The organism is Sediminibacillus halophilus, assembly GCF_900103695.1.
In the GTDB taxonomy this organism is placed as follows: Bacteria; Bacillota; Bacilli; order Bacillales; family Amphibacillaceae; genus Sediminibacillus; species Sediminibacillus halophilus.
The window spans coordinates 457,421-482,024 of sequence record NZ_FNHF01000003.1 but is presented as its reverse complement, the minus strand read 5'-3'; the positions used below and the strand labels follow the sequence as shown (position 1 = coordinate 482,024).

Genomic DNA, 24,604 nt, shown 5'->3' with positions numbered 1-24,604 from the left:
TCTAATTACCAAAAATTGTGCTGTATACTGTCGAAATCCAACCCAACAGGAATTATTTCTGTACCCATCCAAGCAGTATCTCTCTTACAAACTTACTGGCAGCAATCACGGTCTGTTCGGTCGGGTCATAAACCGGGGCAACTTCCACAAGGTCCGCACCTACCACCTCGAGATCCGCATCGGCAATCAATTGAATGGCCTCCAGCAATTCCTTGGAGGAAATCCCGCCTGCCTCAGCAGTACCGGTCCCTGGTGCATAAGCCGGATCGAGCACGTCAATGTCTATCGTTACATAGACCTTTCTTCCGGCAAGCTTTGGCAATATCCGTTTCAACGGATCCACAACCGAAAACTTCGCCATATGCATCCCGCTTGTTTCTGCATATTGGAACTCTTCACGCATACCAGAGCGAATACCGAAGGAGTAAACATTTTCCGGTCCGATCAATTCGCACGTCTTTCTGATCGGTGTCGAATGGGAGAGTGACTCTCCTTCGTACTCCTCGCGCAAATCGGCATGGGCGTCGATGTGAAGCACCGCTATTTCGGGGTGCTTTTCATAGACAGCCTGAATGATCGGCCATGATACCAGGTGCTCTCCGCCCAGTCCTAATGGAAATTTCTCTTTTTCCAACAGCTTTTTGGCATAATCATAGATCATGTCGAGACTCCGTTGAGGATTTCCGAATGGAAGTGGAATATCTCCCGCATCAAAAAAGTTCACTTCTTCCAGGTGCTTGTCCATATAGGGGCTATATTCTTCAAGACCAAGCGATGCTTCCCTAATGCGGTTAGGTCCAAATCGTGATCCTGGCCGGAAGCTGACCGTCCAATCCATCGGCATACCATAAATGATTGCCTCTGCTGCTTCTGCATCCTGCCGCGACATAATAAAAACTTTTCCTGAATATGCTTCATCAAATCGCATTCCTATCCCCCCTTTTATTCCGTCAATTCCTTCACAAATTTCGGCAGTGCAAACGATGCATAATGAAGTTCCTTGGTATAGTATTTCGTCTCGATTTCCTTAAAGCGTTCCGCTTTTACTTTTAACGGGTCATGGATTTTACTGCCGATTGTGAATGTCCACAGACCGCTCGGATAGGTCGGGATGTTTGCTGTATAAAGACGAGTGACAGGAAAGATCTCTTGTACATCATGATATACCTGTTTAATCAAATCAGCTTTAAACCAAGGGTTGTCCGTCTGGGCGACAAAAATGCCGTCGTCCTTCAGTGCTTTGGCAATCCCATCATAAAAGCCTCTCGTAAATAAGTTAACTGCCGGTCCTACCGGTTCTGTAGAATCGACCATAATCACATCGTATGCCCGTTCGCTTTCGGCTATATGCATAAAACCATCCGCAACCTTGACTTCAACTCGCGGATCATCTAAATCACCGGCAATTTCCGGTAAATACTGTTTAGAGTATTCAATCACTTTTCCATCTATCTCCACAAGCGTTGCAGATTCTACCTGTTCATGCTTGAGTACTTCGCGGATTACCCCGCCATCTCCTCCTCCGACGACCAAAACATGCTTTGGATTCGGGTGAGTGAATAATGGCACGTGAGCAACCATCTCATGATAGACAAACTCATCCTTTTGCGTGGTCATCACCATGCCGTCCAACACCAGCATATTTCCCCATTCTTCCGTTTCCAATATATCAAGCTTTTGAAAATCCGTTTGTTCGGAATGCAGGGTGCGCTTGATTTTTGCTGTGATTCCAAAATCTTTTGTTTGTTTTTCTGTATACCATAATTCCATGCTCATTCTCCTTTTCTTCTTCGAAAAAATCTTAAGTCCGCTGCTTACCCATCATTGTCATGCCAAGAGCTCATGCGTCTCATTGGACCTCTACGCCTTTCTGCTCTGTTTTCGTTTCGATAATAAATCCGGAAAAAAGATAAGCTGCCCTAGCCTCTTAATTTATATCATTCACCGACACTACTAGTGTTATTTACCTGATCAGACTACTTGAAACGCAAGATCATCTTTCAAGACGCGACATATCCTGTATAACATTTTATGTAAATCCTCTTCCTCTTGAAATCAAAACATAAGGCAACAATATTAAAAATCTTATACTTAAGCATAAATAAAAATCAACCGTTATGCTACGTTTATTTATCCGCTTTCCTACCCATACTGGTAAAGTTAACGTTTTACTTCTAAACCATCTTCTCCTATATTCATGAAAATCAGGTGGACGCCATGATTTCTTTTATAAAAAAACAACTTAAAAAAATTGAAAATAAATCGCTGCGACGGGTCGTCCTTTCGATTCTGCTGGCAGGCTCCGCCGTTGTGCTGGCCGTTGTGACAATTTATTCCACCGCGCTGGTACTCGGCCCGCCTCCAATGAGCAAAGGCGGGAATACCATTTATTACAGTGAAGAGGAAAAAGTCATCGGTGAAGAGCATGGTCCGGAGAGTAGATATTGGGTTAGTCTGGACGAAATGTCCCCCATGCTGATAAAAGCTGCATTGACTACAGAGGATAAACGGTTTTACTCCCACCACGGCCTGGACGTAAAACGTATTCTTTCAGCAGCCTGGAAGGATCTACAGGCATTGTCCAAGGTACAGGGAGCAAGTACCATTACCCAGCAATTGGCAAGAAATTTGTACTTATCCCATGAAAAAACCTGGACACGAAAATTGAAGGAAGCCTTTTATGCGATTCGTCTGGAAATGTTCTACGATAAAAAAGAAATCCTCGAAGGCTACCTTAATACGATTTATTACGGCCATGGCACCTATGGAGTAGAAGCGGCCAGCAGGTATTTCTTTGACAAATCTGCCAAGCAGCTTGATTTAGCCGAAGCAGCATTGCTGACAGGAATCCCGAAAGGACCTTCCTATTACTCGCCATACCGTCACTTGGACAATGCGAAGAATCGGCAGGAGCAAATCTTGGCTTCACTAGAACAGTCTGGCCTTATTTCGGAAGACGAGCAGTACCTTGCAGCCAGGCAAACAATACAATTGACGGAACACGCTAACGAAGCAGAGAACAAAACGGCACCCTACTTCCTCGATACAGTACTGGCGGAACTGCAGAACATACTGGACATGGATGCGGAGGCCATCCGTTCCGGAGGATACCAAGTATATACCACGCTCAACCTTGAACAACAGCAGCAAATGGAGGAAACCGTCACCAAATCGATTAGCAATTCCTCTGAGCTTCAGGTTGGAGCCGTAGCCCAGAACCCGAAAAACGGTGCTGTTAAGGCAATGGTGGGAGGTAGGAATTACACCGTCAGCCAGTACAATCGTGTCACCCAGGCTAAGCGAATGCCAGGTTCCTCATTTAAACCGTTTTTGTATTATGCTGCCCTGGAAAATGGTTATACCCCTGTCACCTCCCTGCTCAGCAAGCCGACTAGCTTTGAGTTGGAGGATGGGACGGTCTATCAGCCAAGCAATTACAACGGATACTATGCCAATGAGCCAATTACGTTGGCCCAGGCGTTAGCATTATCGGATAATATTTATGCAGTAAAAACGAATCTGTTCTTAGGCCCGAAAGAACTAGTAAAAACAGCTAAGAAGTTCGGAATTGAGGAGGATTTTACTGCGGTGCCGTCATTAGCACTGGGAACAGGAGCGGTAACCGTCAATGAAATGGCTGCAGCATACGGGATGCTTGCCAATGGAGGAAAGTCTGTAGAACCTTTCACCATCAAAAAAGTGACCGATTCACACGGCAAGGTCCTATATGAACGAAAGAAACAGGATTCCTCCCCTGTATTGGATCCGGTTAGCACTTTTATCCTGACAGATTTGATGACCGGCATGTTTGATGAGTCGCTAAATGGATATATGCGAGTAACCGGTGCATCGATCGCCGACGAATTAACCCGCTCCTATGCCGGCAAATCAGGAACAACAAAGACAGATAATTGGATGGTAGGGTTCAGTCCTGACCTTGTTACAAGTGTATGGACTGGCTTCGATGATAACAAACCAGTAGAAAACACCAATGATTTGCAAGCGGCTAAATCAATTTGGGCGGGATTCATGGAAAAAGCCCATGCCAACATCCCGTTTCATGCCTTCCCGGTCCCGGACGGGGTGGTGGGGGCATATGTTGATCCTGTTTCCGGTGAATTGGCCACTCCTTATTGTGACCAACACCGGTTAATGTATTTTGCCGAAGGGACAGAACCGACAAGTTACTGTTCGCTTCATCATGACGAGGCAGAAGAAAATCAGGAGCAACCGCCGGAGGATGGGGACGAGGAACAGGACAGCGGCTGGAAGCGTTGGTTTAAATGGCTATCAAGAAGCTGATTGCTGTCTTCACAAACTGAAATCAACAAAGCAGCCTCATAAGAATGCGTGCATAAACAAACCTTCATTGCCACTATCGCTACGGAAATACACTACGCTTTCCGCGGGCGGCTGATGAGCCTCCTCGGGCTCCATTATGCGGGGTCTCGATGCCTTTCCTCCCGCTGGAGTCTCCGTGTATTTCCTTCGCTTATAACCTGCTATCTTTCTTAAAATGATAATGAATGCACTACCCTATTGATAGGATGAAATGTCTTTTGCCTCTGAACAGGTTAGGGGAGTGTGAACGGAAAGGATGGGGTCCGTTAGCAATTTCTAGGCACCTTTTTTTGTCAGAAAAACGTGAGATGTTTCTACAGCGCGTATTCCCACTCCTTTCTGGGTATAAGAAAGAATGAGTCTGATGTAGCTCTTAAGGGGTCAGCTGCATAAGAAAAAGGCCGGAACGGATTCCGGCCTTTTTCTTTGTCCTAGTACACAGTTTTACCATGTGATACATATTTTACAAACTTATTCGCAAAACCTCAAGATATTCAATCATTATTCACAATTCGGTCACAAAGTGTTCACTATTTGCTTTGGTATGTCCTTTATTCAGGAAAGGCTTGTTTCAACTCATCAGCAGAGTTTTCCCACATTTCTTTATTGAAATCACGAAGAAAATCGCCCAGCAACTTTTTCGAGTGCTCATCCATATGGTCGACAATCACTTGGCCCTTCATGGATTTATCCATATGGTTCACATGTTCCGGCATTGATTTGTAGGCACGCTTGATTGATCGATCCACCCGTATTTCACTGCCCGCCACTCCATGGTAATAAGAACCGAAGTCTTTTTTTTCAACGGTCACCCAGACAATCCAATATAGCTTGCCATTCGGAACCGCCTCTTTATCCGGCAAAAATTTAACGCGCCGTTCGACCTCACTACGGGCATGCATGGCTCCCATATCGACAAACGCCCGGTCTTCAGCTGGATCAATGATTACCGGTGAAATGTTTTCTAAACTGATTGAGCCAACACCATACCCACCATGACCGTCAGTGGAATCATCCTTCATTATGGTGAATTGATTCTTTTTCTTCTTGGAAGGTTGCTCTTCACTCATTTTTAGCTCCTCCTTCTATTTCATCTGCATCAGATTCGCAGCCTGTTTCCTTCTATGATATGCTGTTTTCATTGTAGCATAGGGAAAAATTCAATTTCATCTTTCAAGATTTACAGACAGCAGGGATTTTCCCTTATTAACGCGAATTAATTAACTTGAATTTTTACAGAGGGAGGTACGTAACCATGCCATATGTAACAGTAAAAATGTTGGAAGGCAGAAACGATGAACAGAAGAAAGCACTCGTGGAAAAAGTGACGGAAGCCGTCGTCGAAACTACCGGCGCTTCCAAAGACAAAGTCGCCGTCTTTATTGAAGAAATGAGCAAAAACGATTATGCCGTTGGCGGAAAACGACTAAGTGACGAATAAGTACGGACGATGAAGGAAAATTATTCCCAATAATAACAGCCAGCGGAACTCCGAAAAGGAATTCCGCTGGTTTGTTTTTCAGCCATGATTTTCACTTCGTCCGATGTTTTCCTGCCCTACGAAGCCAAACTGATCTGGCGACGGCTTTCTTTCAAACGATTCCCCTGCAGGCTGCAGTTGTTTTCGGGCAACGAACCAGCGTTGCTTCTCTATCCGCACCCCAACCCGCTTTTGCTGCACTTCTTGAATGCCTTCTATGATTAACTGCATGGCGAGTATCAATACAATAAACGCCACAAAAACAGGAACGACAATCCATTCGTGTCCACTCATAAACGCATTACGCGAACCACTGATAATCCCCGACCATTCAAATGTCACCGAGTATGGCCACGCTTTATAGGATTCATTCAGCATGATACTTGTGCCGCCAAGAAATATATTGAATAAGCCGAGATGAATAAGAATCAACAGTACCTGTATAAACTGCTGCCCGAAGATGATCCCCAGTTTGGAATGAAGGTGTGGCATAATATGCCGGAACAATATGTGGTTGGAATTTCCACCTAAAACACGCGCACCGTCGATATATTCTGTATTGGTGATCAAACGGATTTCATTCCCGATCAACACCGTCGTCAACGGAACAACCAATAATGTCAATACCCCGGCTTCGACTAATATCCGTTCTGTAAACGAGTATTCAAAACCGGAAGTCGTACCAGTCAATACGGGAGCAAGTAAAATCACGGCAATCACACTCAACGGCAGGAAATGAAAGCTATCGACAAACCGCTCTATTCTGCGTTTCCAACGCTCTTTGATAAACAATGCATAAGGAACCGCCAGTAAGAATCCCAGCGCCATTCTTAACAGCGCAATAATACCGGCAAAAAGAATTGTGTACTTGGCCCCGGTCAGCAATTGATCGAGGATGCTGTATCCGTTCTGATCGGTTCCCAACAGAACATACTTCGATGGCGGGTGCGGCTTGCTGCTGAGCAGATTCCCATCCTCATCATAAATTAATGTGAAATTTTCCACAGGCTCTTCATGGATGACAGTGTGGATGACACTGACAGCCAATATAGTAAAAATAACAGCAAAACCGACCAGAAACTTCTTATTTCTGAAATGAGCGGCAATACCCTTTACATAATCCCCGAGTCGTTGTTTCCACGAGAGGTGCGTGGGCTTGGAAAAGGTGTGGATGAACTTTTTGTCATTCATTTGCAACGCTGTTTTCTCGGTGAATATCTCGATACCCTGGTAAAGGATATAAAACGGCGTAAAAACCATGATCAAAGCAGCTGCAATCACCATTGGACGGAAATCTTCCATCACGAAACTGAAAAGACCGCGGATATTAAATATATATTCGATTACAAATAAACTGGACAACGTTCCCCATAGAATAATTTTTGAATGATAAAAAGTGCTCTTTACTATATTCCGTAGTACATGAACAGCGATGATAGCATTGTGTCTGATCCCCTTGCTGAGTGCAAAATCCACATAATCCTTGGTCAATTCTTCCTCCATCAGCAATAAAATGACGCGAAAAAGAGAAATCATCGGCAAAACAGCCAACACAGTGATTGGTGCTATGTAAATCCGTTCGTCTCCAAGGGTAACGAACTTCATCAAGTGGACTCCAGTCTGCTTGAAGATAAAAACGATGAACATTTGCAGCAAAAAAGCTACCATTAAATCGGGTATTGCTTCTAAGAATACTAAGATTCGTTTTACTACGCGAATAATCATTTTGGGCAGCAGCTGGGTAAGCAGTGCCAGGATCAACGCCAGACCGAAACCAAGCAATAGTGCGGCACCAAGAATGCGCATGGAGTAAAAGTAAGGATCCCACAAAAAAGCAAAAACATTCAACTGTTCTTGTCTGAATTGGTACACCCAATTTTCAGGCTGCACTATTTCTCTGGCCAGTTTCCATGTGTTTTCTGCATATAACCCCAAATCAACAAGGCCATTCCCCTGCAGCAAGCTTGGTGCGGAACTCAACGCCACTATCCCAAACAATCCAAGTATGTAATAGCCAAGGAATTTTATTAGTTTCACAAGCAACTTCCTTCCCATCCCCTATTAATTGACATCCCCATAGTTCATTGTAATCATTTTTCTAAAAATTCACAACAAAAGATGAGAAGCCTTGGGTTTTATTACCCGCTTCTTCATAAGGGATAGCCGTATCGCACAAACTGTCCCTATTCGACAGTCGCTATTCAGCCATATAACTTCAGTTGAAAAGCGCACAATTTTGAATACACTTATATTTATCCATTTGGCGGATTACTCATCTGGGGTATCGTCGGGAAAAAAGCTATAAATGGCCCACTCCCCAATAAAATGATAACTGCTATCTTGGCAAGTGCATTTTTTCTATATTTTAAAAACAATGGTAATGGAATAATTAGTTCCTCTTATTCCTATCATCAAGCTTTCTTGAACAGAAGAAACATAGTAAACCGCAACTTAAGACAATAAGTAAAGGAATGATTGCTAGTAAAGGCATAATGATTGTCCAATAAAGTAAATACGCACTTATAGCAAATAGAAACCAACTGACAATAAATAAAAAACTTGATGCAAACTCTTTTATTGCAATCAAATCCCCCTCCTCTGTATTGCTGTCTAAGCACTTACCTAATGTATACGTTTATATTTAGGAAAAATTGCTATTTAGCTTTTTCAATTCAATTAAATTTCCAACAAATCCTATAAAACCTGTAACGGAAAATACTATAGGGATGATCAATGAATTTACAGTAGATGGCACCTCAAGCATTAAACGATACACACCAAATAGACAAACAATAAGGCAACCATTTAGTCCAATAATCAATTTTGTTTTTTTATCCATATAGAATACCTCCTATGGTAGAAAAAAAGTCATTTCTCATCCAGATAAGCCCCCGTTCGTACAATAGCTTAAACGACCTGCACTTCATTCTCTTTTAAATAAACTGTTAAACCGAATATACTTCCATAAAACAATGACATTAACAATGCGTATGACCCATAGCTCAGGTCGAATAGTATATTACCCCCAAATAAAGGGGTAATAAAGATTAGAAAAAAGGGATACTGTATGGATGCTATTACATCTAAAATGCCATTACCAATCGCAGCTTGTTCAAAGGTGGTGATGGTACATACAATTCCACCTGATAGGATCCCGAATATTGAGAATACCTTTAATAGCTTACTTCCTTTTTTAGCATACATTAGTAACATGACCATAAATAGTATCGTTACAAATGAGTTGAACATGTTGATGCTTGAATCAGGATGCTTGATTGACGGCATCAGATTTATTTCAAAAGCCAACAAATAGGAGCCTATTAACAATATATATTTCATATTAACCCCCTTCGAATAACTTTTTTACTAAACCATCTATTAGTAAATTGGCGACTGTTGTTCAACAATCACCCATAATAGTGGATTTTTCACTAAGGTTTGTTCCATATAAAAGTACGAACGATGAGTGGACTAATTACTATAAGTAAAAGAACAAAGGCGTTTCCATAAATACCGATGTTTCTTGTTACTCCTTTACTTCCAGACCACGAAAAAACGACCCCGATAACTGAGCTACCTATAATCAAAGGGAAAACTGCCTCATCTGGCACGATGTCAAATCCGTTGAAAAATGCAATATAAACCACTAAATTGAAAACAAAAAAGAATGATCGCCATCATATTGAGATACTTTTTCAACTCTCGCCCTCCCTCTTAATACCATTATATTACTATTACTTTCCTCCCCCTTGTTAAACAATCCTGTCCTTGTTTGGAGAAAAATCCTTCAAAACTTTATACTTAATGAGACTGTATTTATTGGAGTGATGTCATCTATGTTCGATTTCAACACTCTTTGGTATAAAAGAAAAAGACCAAATCAAATGCGATTTGGCCTGTATATTACCAGTGTATTTCTAATTTATGCTTCTCCACGTTAACGGTACTACCTCGATGAAAAAGATTTTTGCTCCTTCACCAGGCAACATAAAATCAGAGGAGTGTTTGCCGGCGAAGGTTATCGATGAAATCCCACGCCTCGACAATCTCTGTCTCCTGATAGTTTTGTGTTTTTTTGACGGTTTGGACTTTTTCTTCCACTTCCTGTTTGGACAAATCATCAAAGTACAGCATCGTGGATACCAATTCAAGGAATCGGGAGCTTTTTCCCTTCATATTGTTGATCATACCTTCAAGCGGCGGGAGTTCTACCTGAGAATGGTTCAAAAACTCTTCTCCCTGTTCCGTCACGCGGTATCGGTATTGGTAATAGTTACTTTTGTCTTCCTTTACCTCGGAAATAAATCCAAGATTGCAAAGCTCTTCCACACGGAGGGTCAATTCCTCTGAATATGGTCCGTAGAAGTGAAACTCGTACTTTTCCTCGAATGGAATGTCGCACTTTTTCAGTATGTAAATCATTTTCTGCAGCTTTTTCCTACCGACAACTTCGTCTGCCGTCGAGAAAAACTTCATGATTCTGGCGTGATTTTCTAACATACTCACCATCTCCTATTCTGGCCGAATGGCCAACTTGTAATTGCTTATCCGAATAATATCTCAAAAATCCGCGCCTTCTCTGGCCTATCTGCCGGAAGTTGTTCCAACACATCCTGCGGGAAATACAATTTATGATCTGTGCGTTTTTTGCCGGAAATCGCTTCGACAATATCCGACTGGCGCGATAGTTCCTTCAGTTCATCTTTCTTCGGCTGTAATAAGTGAATCGGGAGCCGTTCCTCTTCCTCACCAGGACGATAAAAATCATACGGCAGATCAGAGGAGGAATCGACAACCAGGTAATATTCCGGATCGATGTCGATGGCTTGAAACAGCTTGTATAATTCCATCCACTCTGTCATTTGCTGATTCGGGTTGAACTCGATATATTTAAACAAGCGCCGGTTGATAAACCGTTCACACAAATCGCGTAAAACAGTGTCGTCTTCTTCCAGCCAGGCTTGAAAATAATAAAGGACAATCGATTCATCAAGCCGCAGGTATTCCTCTAAATCGACGTTTTCTGCAAAAAACGAGAGGAAATGGGTCGGTTTCTGCTTAAACCGATAATTTTGCTCGTATAAATATTTGGCACGATGGAGTATTTTCGACAAAATCACCTCTGCGCTTCTGGTAACAGGATGAAAATAAACCTGCCAATACATTTGATAGCGGCTCATGATGTAATCCTCCACCGCGTGCATTCCTGTCTGCTTGATGACGACTTGATCCTCCATCGGCCGCATGACCCGTAAAATTCTTTCCATATCGAAATGTCCATAGCTTACTCCGGTGAAATAGGCATCCCGTTGCAGGTAGTCCATCCGATCGGCATCGATTTGGCTGGATATCAAGCTGACAACTAATTTGTTCTCATAGGTTTTATTGATAACATCAGCGACGTCCTGTGCAAATCCCTTCCCGACACGTCTCAATATTTTATTGATCTCCGTATCTCCAAGAACGATTTTTTTGGTAAAGTCCTCATGATCCAGCTTAAATACTTTTTCGAAGGAATGGGAGAACGGACCATGCCCCAAATCGTGCAGTAAGGCCGCACACAAGCATAACAGCCGTTCATCGTTATTCCAGTTCGGACGGTTTTCAAAGTTGAACAATATCCGCCGGACAATTTCATATACACCGAGCGAATGGTTGAACCTACTGTGCTCAGCTCCGTGGAACGTCAAAAACGAGGTACCCAGCTGCTTGATCCTTCGGAGCCTTTGAAATTCCCTTGTGCCGATCAAATCCCAAATCACTTGATCTTTGACGTGGATATACCTATGTACAGGGTCTTTAAACACTTTTTCTTCACTTAACTGCTCATCTTTATATGCCATGTCCAGGTCCCTTCTATTGATATCAAAAAGGCAGCAGGAAATTATCCGTGCAACCCTTATCTTTTCTGTACCCAACTAATTCCATTTATAGTCAACCTAATTGTTAAAGAAAAAGACGGAAAGCCTGCAACAAGTTTCCCGAGAAAGTCTTTACCATTACGGTCGACGAATTTCGACGTTTTTTTATTGGTGCCTTTGCCTATTTGATTCATAAACAATTATTATCATTATATAATAGAAATGCTGACACAAAAATGGTTTTTTTGCACGAAATGGATTTTTTGTGATTATCAGTCGGTTAGACAATTTGCTATAATGGATGGGCGGTCGCGGAAGATGCGGCTGTCAGCCCGACCTGACATTTGGCGGGAATCAAAGGAGATATTAGTATGGAAGATTGGAAACAACTGTTCAGTGGGACAGTCCGCTATATCGACCAACGTGGGAAGTCGGCCAGAGATGATGCGATCGCATCCTTTGCTTACGATGACGCACTGGCTATTTCTGTTGGGAACGGGACTTCTCCTCCGACAGCGAGACTTTGGGTGCACGATAAAACCATCATTCTCGGCATCCCTGATGCCAAGTTACCTAACGTGGACGCAGCCATCCAATGGCTCGAGCAGCACGGCTATCAAGCAGTCGTCCGGAATTCCGGAGGACTCGCGGTGGTCCTTGATGCAGGCGTTCTCAACCTGTCTTTTATTTTACCGGACGCCAAAGGAATCGGTATACATGAGGGCTACCAATTTATGGTCGCGTTCATTCAGGATTTGTTCCGGAATCTTACGACGGAAATAAAGGCTTTCGAAATAAAAGGTTCTTACTGTCCGGGTGATTATGATTTAAGTATTGGTGGACGGAAATTCGCCGGTATTTCCCAACGCCGTGTTAAGAATGGCTCTGCTGTCCAAATTTATCTTTGTGTAGAAGGAAGCGGACGCGAACGGGCCGAACTGGTACGTCAATTTTATGGGATCGGGATGAAAGGGCAATCCAATAAATTTGAATATCCGGAAGTAAAGCCCGAAACCATGGCCTCGCTTGCTGAAATGCTTTCCATTCAGCTCACAGTTGATGATGTGTGCAAATGGATTTACCAGGCTCTAAAGTCTGTGAGCACGTCGATAACCGAACAATCCCTGGACAATGCCGAACAGCAATCGTTCGAGAAAAGGCTGGAACAAATGAAGGATCGAAACATCAAAGCACTGGGAATTTGAACCCGGTGCTTCTTGTTTTACTGCCGCCGATGAACCTGCCGCTCTATCCGATTCGTTTCTAATGCCTCCCAATCGATGTCATGCCCAATACCAGGAGTGTCTTTTATCGCGATTTCCCCATTTTGCAGCATAACCGGCGGTGTAATAATATCCCGGTGCCAATAGCGATCAGATGCAGAAATATCTCCAGGATACATAAACTGCGGCAGACTAGCGATAGCAATGTTATGGGCGCGCCCTACACCTGCTTCCAACATTCCCCCGCACCAGACAGGTATATTCTTTTCCCGGCAGAAGTCATGTATTTTTTTCGTTTCACTCAGACCGCCGACCCGGCCGATTTTAAGGTTGATTACCCGGCAGCTGCCCAGTTCGACTGCTGCCCTGGCATCTGTTAGAGAATTGATGCTTTCATCCAGGCATATCGGGGTCTCCAGCTGGCTTTGCAGAATGGAATGTTCATAAATGTCGTCGTGACCCAATGGTTGTTCAATCATCGTCAAACCAAATTCGTCCAGCTGCTTTAATATATCGACATCTTGCACCGTATAAGCAGAATTAGCGTCAGCCATCAGCTGGACATCTGGGAAATGGTGACGTACTTCCCGAATGACGGCTACATCGATTCCAGGTTTGATCTTCAATTTTATCCGCTTATAACCTTCCTCCAGGTGATGTTCCATCACAGCAAGCAATTTGGAAACAGACGGTTGGATTCCAATACTGACACCTGACTCTACCCGATGTTTTTCCCCGCCCAATGCAGTGGCAAGCGACATTCCCTGTCGCTTAGCATATAAGTCCCAAACCGCTCCTTCCACTGCCGCCTTTGCCATATTGTTGCGGCGAATCACTGAAAAGCGGCTGCTGATTTCATCTGGATGTCGAATGGGCTCCTTGAAAAGCAACGGCAGTAAAAAGTCCTTGATTACATGTTCGGTTGTCGCCACTGTTTCTTCTGTATACCAAGGGACCGGAAAGGCGACCGACTCGCCGTAACCGCTATTTTCATTCCCGTCGACAGCTTCTACGATAAAAAAGTCTTTTGTAGAGAACGTCCCGAAACTGGTTTGGAAGGGATTTTTCAAATCCATGACCAGCCGGTGCAAGATGACTTTATCTATGTAAAAAGGTTCATTTTCCAAGCAGACTCCTCCTTCTCTTACAGGGAAATGTTCGTTTGTTCTCCAGGTGGTCTTTATCGTAATACTTTGCAGGCGCTTTGTCTATCGACGTGCCACTTCTTTCGGTCGCGAAAAAAGTGGTCTCAAAAGTGAATAGTGCTCATCCCGCGCTGCGGAAGCTCATGCACGCGAGAAAAAATAAAAGCTTGTAGAAAAATACGAGGTTTCTCTACAAGCTTTGTTTGTCTTATTCTTTTTTTATAAAGCTTGTGCGGCAGTTATAATTGCCAGTTTGTAAACGTCATCTGCCACACAGCCGCGGGACAGGTCGTTGACCGGCTGGTTCAGTCCTTGCAGAATCGGACCGACCGCATCAAAATTCCCTAGCCGCTGGGCAATCTTATAACCGATGTTCCCGGCTTCAAGTCCAGGGAAGATAAATACATTCGCGTCCCCTTTCAGCTCGGAATCAGGTGCCTTCTTCTCTGCTACTGCCGGTACAAAGGCCGCATCAAATTGGAATTCACCATCCAATGGCAGATCAGGGTTTTGCTCCTTGGCGATTTTAACAGCCTCTGCCACCTTCTCTGTTTCTTCCGACTTAGCCGATCCCTTCGTGGAAAAACTCAGCATGGCAACACGCGGATCAATATCGAAAAGCTTAGCAGTCTCCGCACTGGCTCCAGCAATTTCCGCCAGGTCCTGACTATCCGGCGCAATATTGATGGCGCAGTCTGCGAAAATATACTTTTCTTCTTCTTTCACCATGATAAATACACCAGAAGTTTTTTTGATTCCCGGTTTCGTTTTAATAATTTGCAATGCGGGACGCACGGTATCCGCAGTTGAATGAGCTGCTCCACTGACTAGTCCATCAGCTTTGCCCATATATACGAGCATCGTCCCAAAGTAGTTTTCGTCGAGCAGCATTTCTCTTGCCTGTTCTTCCGTATTTTTACCTTTACGGCGTTCTACGAAGCTTGCCACCATGTCGTCCAATGCCATATAATTTTGCGGATCGATTATTTCAGATGCCGAAACGTCCACTTGAAGTTCCTGCGCTTTCTGTATTACTTTCTCTTCATTTCCGATTAATACAGGTTTTAAAATTCCTTCCGCACCAAGCTGGCTTGCAGCTGTCAAAATGCGCTCATCCAAACCTTCAGGAAATACAATTCGCTTGCTATCTGATTTCACTTTATCTTTTAAGCTTACAAATAAATCACTCATTCGAAACCCTCCAACATTCATTCTGTTATATATGATACGCCTTTTTCTGTATAAATGAAAGCCTTCTGTTCAGAAAATAGCCATGCAAACCTTATCATGTCCCCATTTATGTCCAAATCATGACACTTATAGCCGGCATTCTTTTCAAGGTTTTTGACTGGTGCCTTAAACCCATTGTCAGACAGGCGTTTTGTTGATATTTGAAGGCGTAAGCCGTCTGGGTTTCCGTTAATGATTATCTTTCCCTAATTATGTTATATTAAAAACATACTTAACCTTGAAGGAGTGACCTACTATGCCAGAAGCAGTTGAAACAATGGACGGCTGGTACTGTTTACATGACTTACGAACAATTGACTGGACTTCCTGGAAGCTTGCAACAAGTGACGAACGACAGGCTGCTATCCACGAATTTCAGCAGCTCCTCGAAAAATGGGAGCAAGTCGAACAAAATCGCAACGGCAGCCATGCCTTATATACAATAGTTGGCCAAAAAGCGGATTTTCTATTAATGCTGTTACGCCCCACATTGGAAGAATTGAATCAAATCGAGACGGAATTTAATAAAAGCAAGCTAGCTGAGTTCACGAAACCTGCTTATTCCTATGTGTCGGTCGTCGAGCTTTCCAAGTACAGGCCAAGCAAAGACGGCGAGGATCCGGAACAAAAGCCGGAAACCCAAGCGCGGCTGAAGCCGACGCTTCCAAAATGGCAGTATATCTGCTTCTATCCAATGGACAAGCGCCGCCAGGGCGACGACAACTGGTACATGCTGCCGTTTGAAGATCGTGGCAAGCTAATGTACGAGCACAGCAAAACAGGCAGAAAGTATGCAGGAAAAATCCGGCAAATCATCACCGGATCCATGGGATTGGATGATTGGGAATGGGGCGTTACTTTGTTCGCCCACGATTCACTGGAAATCAAAAAGCTCGTATATGAAATGCGCTTTGACGAAGTAAGTGCCCGCTACGGCGAATTCGGCGCATTCTATGTCGGCAGCATTTTAACTCCTGAACAAGTGCCATCGTTCCTGCAAATTTAAGGTAAATCTGAAAGCCTTGGCCATCCTATCCATTTGATAAGAAGGCTAGAAGCTTGGACAAAAGCATAGTGCTCAAGATAAGACCGAACGATATTCTAAATCGTTCGGTTTCTTTGTTTACTATAAGGCAAACACCTAATTAGACACTTTCCATTTTGATGGTTATGAGTGCTCGCCATCGCTACATGAGGATACTGCGGTTTTCTTTACCAAGTAGCGGAAGTCGTACCTGCGAAAGCGAAGTAGCTTGCCGGAGTGTATAACTGCTCCATACTAAGAAACAACAGACCACTATTCGCCCGCACTATTCTCTCCTCTCCTTTTCACCTTTCCTTTCTTTTTGGTCATAGAGCTTTTGTCCGCAGCATACATATACCTATTAGAGAGCATTGGCAGTAGGGAAAAATTCTCTCGTTCACATCAAGAAAGAGGTGACATCTATAGCGGTCATTCCGTATAACGAGCAAGACGCAAGCTTCATGAGAAAGGTATAAGTCACGGCTTTTTTACTCCGCCCAGATGCAATGAAAATGTACGGGGAACATCGAATGAGTTTTCATACAGGCAAGGGGCCTGAAAAAATATCGAGTGGATGATGAAGGGAGAGGTTAGCAAGATGAGTAAGGATAAAAGACAGATGCCTTCTGGTGCACAAGGCAGCAGCAGTGCCGGTTATCCATCACAAGGACAGCAAAGTTATGGATACGGGCAGACACCAGGCTATTATTATCCGCAGCAAATGATGCAGGGCGCCCAACAAGGATACTATCCGGGGATGCAGGGAATGCCACAGCAGCAAATGCAGCCGCCACAGCAACAACCTCAACAACAGCAAACGGCAGGCGTGTCTGATATTCCCGGCATGCTGCCGACCGAGCAGTCTTACATTGAGAACATATTACGACTCAATCGCGGCAAAAGGGCTACCGTTTATATGACGTTTGAGAATAATGATCGCTGGAATGCCATGATATTTAAGGGCATCATTGAAGCTGCAGGAAGAGACCATTTAATACTTAGCGACCCGGAAACGAACCGCCGCTATTTGCTGCTCATGGTTTATTTGGATTATATTACCTTTCCGGAAGAAATCAATTATACCTATCCGTACGGCGGGGGATCCGGCCAGGCAGCCACTTACCAGCCACGGCGCTGACAGCTCAATGATACAAGTGAAACCGGCAACTGCGTTTATTCTTTTTCCTCACTATAAAACCCTTGCAGGTTTTGGCATGCAAGGGTTTCTTCTGCTGACAAAAGCCAGCAATACAAACGTCGATGTAAATCACAAAAAGGGGGCATTGCCTGGTGAAACATCCCTATAAAAAATTCTTTCAATTGCAGCTGCTCATGATGGGACTTGCCTTGCTCTTAGGGGTGATCGCCCTCGTCAAAGCGAGCCTGATCATGATTATAGCAGCGTTCTATTTCCTGGCATTCAGCTTTATTTTTGAAGGACTTGCCGAACACAAAAAGCAGCATACCCTTCCGTTCGCTCAACAAATTGCCAGAGCATTTTTCATCATCATACTCATCAGCTATTTGGCGATCATACTAATTTAATTGCAGCATATCCAAGGACAATCCAGCCTGCCAGGAAAGCCAACCCGCCAACCGGCGTAACCATGGCAAAAAATTTGATACTTGTTGTAGCATATATATACAAGCTGCCCGAGAACAACACGATGCCGACAAAGAATAACCATCCAGCTGTGGACAGACTGGCCGCCTGAAAGCGGACGGCCAGCAGCCCAGTCACGAGCAGCGCCATCGTATGGAACATTTGATAATTAACAGCCTTCTCCCACGTGGCCAAAGCTTTTTCTGAAATCTTCCCTTCCAATCCGTGAGTCCCGAAGGCTCCCAATGCCACTGCAAGAAACCCATTGATAATCCCTAAAATCAAAAACAATTTCATCTGGTTTCACCTCTGTTAAAAGTCAAAAATCGAATTGCCGTTTGCTTCTTCATGATCGATTGTTTGCTTGCCAGCAGACTTGACTTTTGATTGACCAGTTTGACTGCCGGCATGCATATCGCCCATCATTTTCACCAATTCCTGTTCCGGCCCTGCTGCAGCTGCAGCACTATCTTCTTCCAGCATTAAGTCGCATAGCAGACGAACCGTCCGGACATGCTCCCTTATTGCGGCGGTTTGGTCCTTTTTCGCCAGAGCTTCCTGCAATTCACTCATCATTTTTGTTAAAACGGTTTGATCGGAAATTGCCATGGAATCCCTCCTTCTATTTTCCCAAGTAGACTAGCCATACCTGCAAACTGCCGACAGCTACTCCTATAATTACTTCAACGAACTAAGTATAACACGGAAGGAGGCGTCGGTTCACTTCGCATCCTCCCATGATCAGACCTTACAAAACACCGAGGGCATTCAGGAAAATCAGCAAAATGATCACCGGTGCCAAGTATTTTACGATTACGTACCACCAGCGTCCCACCGCTTGATGCTGCAAATCAGCGGCAGTCAACGCTTCCCTTCTGCTGAAATACCACCCGACGAACAGCGCTATCACCAGGCCGCCAATTGGCAGAAAAATATTAGAAGCTATATAATCCATGGAATCCATGATATTAAGCTGGCCAATCGGCGTGAACCCTGACCATGCCCCCATGCCAAGGGAAGCACCGATTCCCAAGATAAAGATAATAATTCCGGTAATGATCGAAGCCTGTCTCCGACTCCATTTAAAAGTGCGCATCAAATAAGCTACCGGCACCTCCAATAAAGAGACCGACGAAGACACCGCGGCAAGGGTCAAGGATAAGAAAAACAAGATTCCTACAACTCCGCCAAACGGAATTTGACTGAATATATCCGGAAGCGTGATAAATACAAGCACAGGACCTGAGTCTGGTTCAATACCAAATGCAAATACCGCCGGGAAAATAACGATTCCGGAGATAACAGCGAAAAATGTATCCATCAAACCAATGCCGACAGTGGCTCCCGGCAGTTTATGATGATCCCCTAGATAGCTTCCATACGTCATCATGACCCCTACTCCCAGACTCAAGGAGAAAAAGGCCTGTCCGAGGGCAGCAATATAAACAGACGGATTGCTGAGCACGCTCCAATCAGGCTGGAACAAAAAGCGCAATCCTTCCATCGCACCATCCAGTGACAAGCTGAAGATGGCGAGGATAATTAATAGAACTGCCAATGCCGGCATAAAAATCTTGTTGGCAAGTTCGATCCCTTTTTTGACCCCCGTCAATACAATCGCTATGGTCAGTACCATAAAAATACCATGCCACATCAGCGGCTGTGCAGTGGAGGAGGTAAACGTCTCGAAGGTAGCTCCATAACCTTGCTCTGGTACCGTGAAAAAATACCCTGATAGATAATTCCAAAAATAATACATAGACCAGCCTGCTACCACACTGTAAAATCCTAAAATCAACAGCGCCCCAAATACTCCAAGAAACCCAGCCAGATACCAAGGCTTTTCGGGAGCGAGCGTCCGATAAGAACCCACTACGTCACTTTTAGCCTTACGGCCGATGCTGACCTCGGCGAGCAATAATGGTATTCCGACAATTAAAATACTCGCAAGGTACAAAATCAAAAAGGCTCCGCCGCCATTTTCGCCGGCTACATAAGAGAAACGCCAAATGTTGCCCAGTCCGACAGCAGAACCCATCGCTGCAAGCATGAAACCGAGTTTCGATGCCCAGCTTTCCCTTGTGGAATTCATGATCCAACTCCTTTCTACATACATCTTTTTTGTCTTACTACCGCTGGACCAAAAATTACCAGCATTGCGCTTTTTACAGCGATTCGTTTACGTTTTTTAAAACATACTTTCCTATCATAATAAAAAACATTTCTTAATACAATAACCCGAGGAAGACTAGTTTTCAATAGGAATTTTCCTGGATACCACTGGTATTTTATGCTAGTTTGGTAGTCGACCAGATATAGGAGGTGGAATGCTAGATGGGGGCGTGGTTCGATGTGTCTTCAACCGATATGTTTCAACCATTTTCAACAAGCCATTTACTTATGCTGGCTGTCTATGCCTGCGGCGTACTGGCCATGATTTTTCTGCGCAAACAGATGCAGCAAAGGCATGTCCATGCAATCATCCGCTGGCTTTTGTTCCTTCTGCTGCTTTCCAGTGAGCTATCTTATCAGGGGTGGGCCATTTACCACGGAGTTTGGCGCTTCCCGGATCATATGCCCCTCCACCTTTGCGGCATAGCGTCCATTTCGGCAATGTTGGCACTAATCTTTCAGAATAAACCGATCATACGGCTTACTTACTTACTTACTTTCTTGCCATCATTCCAGCCATGCTGGCGTTGATTACGCCGGATTTGCCTTACGGGGCGGAACACTTTCGTTTCTGGAAGTTTTTCCTCCATCATATCGCCATTTCCTGGACAGGAATTTTTCTGGTTCTTTCCATCCCTATCCGGATCACCTTGGCATCGATGCTACGAGCGTTTTTGTTTCTAGTAAGTTATGCACTTGTAGTAGGAGTGCTTATCAATCCACTGACAGGAGCAAACTATTTGTATCTGGCAAGACCTGCGGCTGATACCCTGCTCAATCATTTCGGCAGCGGGATTATTTATTATATTAATCTAGTCACAGCAACATTTGTCGCCTTTGTTCTTTTGTATTGGTTAGCGAAGTGGTTCTCCGATAATAAATAATGGTTCACAGGGCCTTCTCTCTTTCCATAAGAAAAGCCTTGCAGCTACGGCTCCAAGGCTTAATCCAGGCTATCTATTTAAATGACAAAGTTCATTTGCTGTTGATCTTCTATATACCTTTCATACATCCATAGGACGAATTCCAATTCTTCGTTACAGAGTTCACGTTTTAACTCCTGTTCTATATTGCTCACAAATACAGTGTAGTCAATCATTCAGAGTTTATCCTCCTCATTCGAAAAAGTTGGCATCCCCCCACAGGTGCCTGAACGCTAAGTGTTTATAGTCTATTTTACTTTTAAAACGACAAATATTCAATGCTATTTTCAAAAAATTATAAAAAGTAAAGACAATTTTATTGAAATTTAGCGTAATTTATGCCTAGAAGAGAAAGTGTTGAATTAACAATAATGTATGCGCTTACACTATATATGGTATGTACACCACACATATGATGAATAACCATACCACATCTACGAAATGCCAATAATAGTGAAAGATTTTCTGCTTTTCCAGATACAGTGCGTATGGCAGATGTCGAAAGGATTGCAGGGTTAATACTACCATCCATAACAGACCGAACAATACATGAACTGCATGCAGGCCGGTCAGGATATAAAAGGAGGATAAAAAGTTATTTGCTGTAAAGGTATATCCCTCCGTCGCGTAGCTATAATACTCGTTTATTTCCAAAAAGAGAAAAATGGCTCCTAAGGAAAACGTGGCCGCCATCCCACTCCTGATGAAAAGCATACTCCTGCTGCTCAATCCTTTTTCGGCCAAAAGCAGCGTTGCACTGCTTGAAAGCAAGCATACCGAAGCCAGCAGTACCGATGGAACGGAATAGACATCCTGTGGCTTCGGCCCGGAGTAAGAAGGGGTATATACGATATACGTAGCAAACAAAACGGCAAACATAATCCCTTCTACGATAAGGTAAATAAAAAACCCCATCTTTTTATCCAAAAATAATGCCTGAACCTGTTTACTCATCGGTAACCTCCTCCCTTATCGTTTTTATACGTTCATCCCGCCACGTCCGCAGTAAGAACATCGCTAACACCAGAACACTGCTCAAGACTGCTAGTATCCACCACTGATAAATCATGGCCAGCGATAACAGCAAGAGGATCAATCCTATACATAGTGGCTGAATGGTTTTGACGGCTATCGGGGATGGCCGGGGCTGTTTTTGGATCAAGAGTCTCCTTTTCTCCTGCTTGGCATACCAGAAGGCATCCCGCTGGTCTATTACGGGCATTTGCGTAAACGGGTGTTCAGGAGAAGGGGATGGAACGCTCCATTCCAATGTCCGCCCCTGCCACGGATCTGCTTCTGCATGGTTCCCGGATCGCCAAGTGCGGATGATATTCCATACGAACACAGCCATTCCTACTCCCATGAGAAATGCTCCGATTGTGCTGATAAAGTTAAATACAAATAGGTTTTCGCCCCACTGGTAGGTGTATGTGCGTCGTGGCATCCCATTCAATCCGGTGATATGCATAATAAAAAAGGTTAAGTGAAAACCGGTAATGAACAGCCCTAAATGCCATAATCCGAGACGCCGGTCCAGCAATCTACCCGTTATTTTGGGGTACCAGTAATAGATGCCAGCAAAAATCCCCAATATCGTGGAACCGATAATCGTATAGTGAAAGTGGGCAACGACAAAGTGTGTATCATGAAATTGCATATCAGCCGCCGCGACGGACAGCATCACACCGGTGACCCCGCCCATTACAAAAGTAGGAATAAAAGCGAGCGCAAACAACATAGGAACCGTGAAACGGACCACACCATTCCGCATGGTAAACAGCCAATTGAACACTTTGATACCGGTAGGGATGGCGATCATCATGGTAGTGATCGCGAAGAAAGTATTAGCCATCGGACCAAGACCTACAGTGAACATGTGGTGCGCCCAAACCATAAACCCAAGAAAGCCGATCAGACAGAGCGATAGCACCATCGCAGTGTAACCGAACACCTTTTTCCGTGAAAAAGTTGAAATGACATCAGAAAAGATTCCGAATGCAGGCAAAGCCAAAATGTACACCTCTGGGTGGCCGAAAATCCAAAACAAGTGTTGCCAATACACAGGATTCCCTGCTTCACCAGAGAAAAAGGAAGTGTCAAACAGCCTGTCGAACATCAATAAAGACAAGGCAATAGTCAATACGGGAAAAGCGACTAAAATCAAGAAGGACGTGACGAGCGTAGCCCATGGAAACAACGGCATCCGGTTTAGTTTCATTCCGGGTGCCCGATGCCGCAGAATCGTGACGATCATATTGACAGCCGTCAGCGTAGTTCCCAATCCGGAAACCTGCAGGGCAAAGATATAGTAGTCATTCCCTTCTGTCTGTGTGTATGTATCGGTCGATAAAGGGGTATAGGCAGTCCAGCCGGCATTTGGCGAACTGTCCAGGAAAAAGGCCATATTGAACAGCATGCCTCCGGCCAAGAACATCCAGAAGCTCACTGCATTGAGGAATGGAAACGCCAAATCCCCGGCCCCTATTTGCAAAGGGACCACAATATTCATCAACCCGATTAACAATGGCATTGCTGCAAAAAAGATCATCATGGTTCCATGCGTCGAAAACACCTCATTGTACTTGTCTCCTTGAAACAACCAGAAGTTGTTTTCCGGAACAGCCAGTTGTGTGCGCATTAACAAAGCATCTACTCCACCCCGCAGAAAAAACAGAAAACCGAATAACACATTCATTGTGCCGATTTTCCGATGATTGGTCGTGCGCATATATTCCCAAACTATCGGCCATTTTTTTGTTTTGAACAACCATAGTAGGAGTATTGGTCCTATCAGCAGCATCAGTATCCAGGCAGCTATTACATCTCCGGGCATGTATAGTACGTTATCCCAAATAGACAATGTCATGTTCTACACCCTTTATTAAGTGAATTCTCATTTTCCCTGCAGCCAGGTTTGGTAAGCTTGATTATGCAATACGTTAGTGTCAAACGTCATCAGCGCATGGTTAACTCCGCAAAATTCTGCACACTTTCCCAGAAACGTTCCCGTTTTATCCGGTGTCACTTTAAACAAAATTTCTTTTCCAGGTATGACATCCTGTTTGCCGCCAAGTTCCGGAACCCAAAAGGAGTGGATGACATCCTCCGATTGCAAGTGAAGAACAGCTTGCTCATTAACTGGCAAAACCAGTTGATCAGACTGTCTGCCATTTTCATAGGTGAATGTCCAATCAAATCTTTCCGCTGTCACCTGTATATGAATTGCCCCCTCACCTGCGGCTGTACTATCTGCTTCGTTTGTCGTTTTTGGGGAAACCTGGTAGGTGATCATTACAGTAGGAATTGCCAGAATGGCCAACAGCAGAACAGGAAACAGTGTCCAGGTAATTTCCAGACGCTTATTGCTGTTGATTTCCTCCGGAACATCATCTTTGTTTTTCGCCGTCTGTTTGTATTTCCAGGCAAAGCGGAACAAAAGAATAAAAACTACTGCCATGACCACGATCATGATGGCAAAGCTCAAATAAATTAACATCGCCTGGTCCCCGGCAACCTGACTATGCGGGTTCAATGTCCTGATTTGGCAGCCGTTTAATAACAGAAGCAACACGATCCACGTTTTTCTCATTCCTATCCCACCC

25 protein-coding genes are annotated in these 24,604 nt (G+C 44.1%); 8 read left to right on the top strand and 17 right to left on the bottom strand.

Annotated elements, in window-relative coordinates:
- Window positions 1–52: 52 nt before the first annotated feature.
- The gene (speB, locus tag BLR82_RS12785) at window positions 53–928 is read right to left on the bottom strand and encodes an agmatinase (RefSeq protein ID WP_074599851.1); all 876 of its coding nucleotides are present in this window, start codon (window positions 926–928) and stop codon (window positions 53–55) included.
- 14 nt (window positions 929–942) lie between these two features.
- Complete coding sequence (gene speE / locus BLR82_RS12780) at window positions 943–1,770, bottom strand: polyamine aminopropyltransferase (RefSeq protein ID WP_074599850.1); 828 nt, start codon at window positions 1,768–1,770, stop codon at window positions 943–945.
- Window positions 1,771–2,217: 447 nt separating this feature from the next.
- On the opposite strand from speE, the gene BLR82_RS12775 reads away from it, so the two are divergent.
- Entirely contained in the window at window positions 2,218–4,302 is a 2,085-nt protein-coding gene (locus BLR82_RS12775; RefSeq protein WP_074599849.1) for a transglycosylase domain-containing protein, read from the top strand.
- A gap of 590 nt (window positions 4,303–4,892) precedes the next feature.
- Here BLR82_RS12775 and BLR82_RS12770 read toward each other — a convergent pair.
- On the bottom strand, window positions 4,893–5,411 hold the full coding sequence (locus BLR82_RS12770) for a YwhD family protein (RefSeq protein WP_074599848.1): 519 nt from the start codon (window positions 5,409–5,411) through the stop codon (window positions 4,893–4,895).
- A gap of 185 nt (window positions 5,412–5,596) precedes the next feature.
- Between BLR82_RS12770 and BLR82_RS12765 the strand changes: the two genes are divergently transcribed.
- The gene (locus BLR82_RS12765) at window positions 5,597–5,782 is read left to right on the top strand and encodes a 2-hydroxymuconate tautomerase (protein WP_074599847.1); all 186 of its coding nucleotides are present in this window, start codon (window positions 5,597–5,599) and stop codon (window positions 5,780–5,782) included.
- A gap of 78 nt (window positions 5,783–5,860) precedes the next feature.
- Here BLR82_RS12765 and BLR82_RS12760 read toward each other — a convergent pair whose 3' ends face one another.
- The 5 genes from BLR82_RS12760 to BLR82_RS12735 all read right to left on the bottom strand — a co-directional run bounded on the left by BLR82_RS12760 (window position 5,861) and on the right by BLR82_RS12735 (window position 11,664).
- Entirely contained in the window at window positions 5,861–7,858 is a 1,998-nt protein-coding gene (locus BLR82_RS12760; protein ID WP_074599846.1) for an ABC transporter permease subunit, read from the bottom strand.
- A gap of 604 nt (window positions 7,859–8,462) precedes the next feature.
- Complete coding sequence (locus BLR82_RS12750) at window positions 8,463–8,660, bottom strand: hypothetical protein (RefSeq protein WP_074599844.1); 198 nt, start codon at window positions 8,658–8,660, stop codon at window positions 8,463–8,465.
- Window positions 8,661–8,728: 68 nt separating this feature from the next.
- Window positions 8,729–9,160 carry a hypothetical protein gene (locus BLR82_RS12745; RefSeq protein ID WP_074599843.1) on the bottom strand — a complete coding sequence of 144 codons (432 nt, stop codon included), beginning with the start codon at window positions 9,158–9,160 and terminating at the stop codon, window positions 8,729–8,731.
- A gap of 654 nt (window positions 9,161–9,814) precedes the next feature.
- Entirely contained in the window at window positions 9,815–10,321 is a 507-nt protein-coding gene (locus BLR82_RS12740) for a YwgA family protein (protein ID WP_074599842.1), read from the bottom strand.
- 44 nt (window positions 10,322–10,365) lie between these two features.
- Complete coding sequence (locus BLR82_RS12735; protein WP_074599841.1) at window positions 10,366–11,664, bottom strand: HD domain-containing protein; 1,299 nt, start codon at window positions 11,662–11,664, stop codon at window positions 10,366–10,368.
- A gap of 389 nt (window positions 11,665–12,053) precedes the next feature.
- Here BLR82_RS12735 and BLR82_RS12730 point away from each other — a divergent pair, with 389 nt between their 5' ends.
- The gene (locus BLR82_RS12730; RefSeq protein ID WP_074599840.1) at window positions 12,054–12,887 is read left to right on the top strand and encodes a lipoate--protein ligase family protein; all 834 of its coding nucleotides are present in this window, start codon (window positions 12,054–12,056) and stop codon (window positions 12,885–12,887) included.
- A 17-nt stretch (window positions 12,888–12,904) separates the two neighbouring features.
- On the opposite strand, the gene menC is transcribed toward BLR82_RS12730, so the two are convergent.
- Both menC and pta read right to left on the bottom strand, forming a co-directional pair.
- Complete coding sequence (gene menC / locus BLR82_RS12725; RefSeq protein ID WP_074600082.1) at window positions 12,905–13,981, bottom strand: o-succinylbenzoate synthase; 1,077 nt, start codon at window positions 13,979–13,981, stop codon at window positions 12,905–12,907.
- Window positions 13,982–14,269: 288 nt separating this feature from the next.
- Window positions 14,270–15,241 carry a phosphate acetyltransferase gene (gene pta / locus BLR82_RS12720; protein ID WP_074599839.1) on the bottom strand — a complete coding sequence of 324 codons (972 nt, stop codon included), beginning with the start codon at window positions 15,239–15,241 and terminating at the stop codon, window positions 14,270–14,272.
- A 295-nt stretch (window positions 15,242–15,536) separates the two neighbouring features.
- On the opposite strand from pta, the gene hemQ reads away from it, so the two are divergent.
- From hemQ to BLR82_RS12705, 3 genes are all read left to right on the top strand, one after another.
- Entirely contained in the window at window positions 15,537–16,286 is a 750-nt protein-coding gene (hemQ, locus tag BLR82_RS12715) for a hydrogen peroxide-dependent heme synthase (RefSeq protein WP_074599838.1), read from the top strand.
- A 616-nt stretch (window positions 16,287–16,902) separates the two neighbouring features.
- On the top strand, window positions 16,903–17,442 hold the full coding sequence (gene gerQ, locus BLR82_RS12710; protein WP_083334841.1) for a spore coat protein GerQ: 540 nt from the start codon (window positions 16,903–16,905) through the stop codon (window positions 17,440–17,442).
- Between the two features lie 152 nt (window positions 17,443–17,594).
- On the top strand, window positions 17,595–17,849 hold the full coding sequence (locus BLR82_RS12705) for a hypothetical protein (RefSeq protein ID WP_074599837.1): 255 nt from the start codon (window positions 17,595–17,597) through the stop codon (window positions 17,847–17,849).
- On the opposite strand, the gene BLR82_RS12700 is transcribed toward BLR82_RS12705, so the two are convergent.
- From BLR82_RS12700 to BLR82_RS12690, 3 genes are all read right to left on the bottom strand, one after another.
- A complete protein-coding gene (locus BLR82_RS12700; protein WP_074599836.1) occupies window positions 17,836–18,204 on the bottom strand; it encodes a DUF423 domain-containing protein in 369 nt (122 codons plus the stop codon). The two genes, BLR82_RS12705 and BLR82_RS12700, sit on opposite strands and share 14 nt — an antisense overlap.
- A 15-nt stretch (window positions 18,205–18,219) precedes the next feature.
- Complete coding sequence (locus BLR82_RS12695; RefSeq protein ID WP_074599835.1) at window positions 18,220–18,516, bottom strand: YwdI family protein; 297 nt, start codon at window positions 18,514–18,516, stop codon at window positions 18,220–18,222.
- 139 nt (window positions 18,517–18,655) lie between these two features.
- Window positions 18,656–19,999: a sodium-dependent transporter gene (locus tag BLR82_RS12690; RefSeq protein ID WP_074599834.1), complete on the bottom strand. Its 1,344-nt coding sequence runs from the start codon at window positions 19,997–19,999 to the stop codon at window positions 18,656–18,658.
- A 242-nt stretch (window positions 20,000–20,241) separates the two neighbouring features.
- On the opposite strand from BLR82_RS12690, the gene BLR82_RS20605 reads away from it, so the two are divergent.
- Together BLR82_RS20605 and BLR82_RS20600 are read left to right on the top strand one after the other, a co-directional pair.
- Complete coding sequence (locus BLR82_RS20605) at window positions 20,242–20,610, top strand: TMEM164 family acyltransferase (RefSeq protein WP_083334840.1); 369 nt, start codon at window positions 20,242–20,244, stop codon at window positions 20,608–20,610.
- A complete protein-coding gene (locus tag BLR82_RS20600; RefSeq protein ID WP_083334839.1) occupies window positions 20,598–20,963 on the top strand; it encodes a TMEM164 family acyltransferase in 366 nt (121 codons plus the stop codon). Before BLR82_RS20605 ends, BLR82_RS20600 begins: the two co-directional genes overlap by 13 nt.
- Before the next feature lie 77 nt (window positions 20,964–21,040).
- Here BLR82_RS20600 and BLR82_RS21080 read toward each other — a convergent pair whose 3' ends face one another.
- The 4 genes from BLR82_RS21080 to coxB all read right to left on the bottom strand — a co-directional run bounded on the left by BLR82_RS21080 (window position 21,041) and on the right by coxB (window position 24,591).
- A complete protein-coding gene (locus BLR82_RS21080; protein ID WP_175486806.1) occupies window positions 21,041–21,178 on the bottom strand; it encodes a hypothetical protein in 138 nt (45 codons plus the stop codon).
- 205 nt (window positions 21,179–21,383) lie between these two features.
- On the bottom strand, window positions 21,384–21,956 hold the full coding sequence (locus BLR82_RS12680) for a cytochrome c oxidase subunit 3 (RefSeq protein ID WP_074599833.1): 573 nt from the start codon (window positions 21,954–21,956) through the stop codon (window positions 21,384–21,386).
- Window positions 21,949–23,868: a cytochrome c oxidase subunit I gene (locus tag BLR82_RS12675; RefSeq protein ID WP_074599832.1), complete on the bottom strand. Its 1,920-nt coding sequence runs from the start codon at window positions 23,866–23,868 to the stop codon at window positions 21,949–21,951. Before BLR82_RS12675 ends, BLR82_RS12680 begins: the two co-directional genes overlap by 8 nt.
- 27 nt (window positions 23,869–23,895) lie before the next feature.
- On the bottom strand, window positions 23,896–24,591 hold the full coding sequence (coxB, locus tag BLR82_RS12670) for a cytochrome c oxidase subunit II (RefSeq protein WP_074599831.1): 696 nt from the start codon (window positions 24,589–24,591) through the stop codon (window positions 23,896–23,898).
- Window positions 24,592–24,604: the final 13 nt, after the last annotated feature.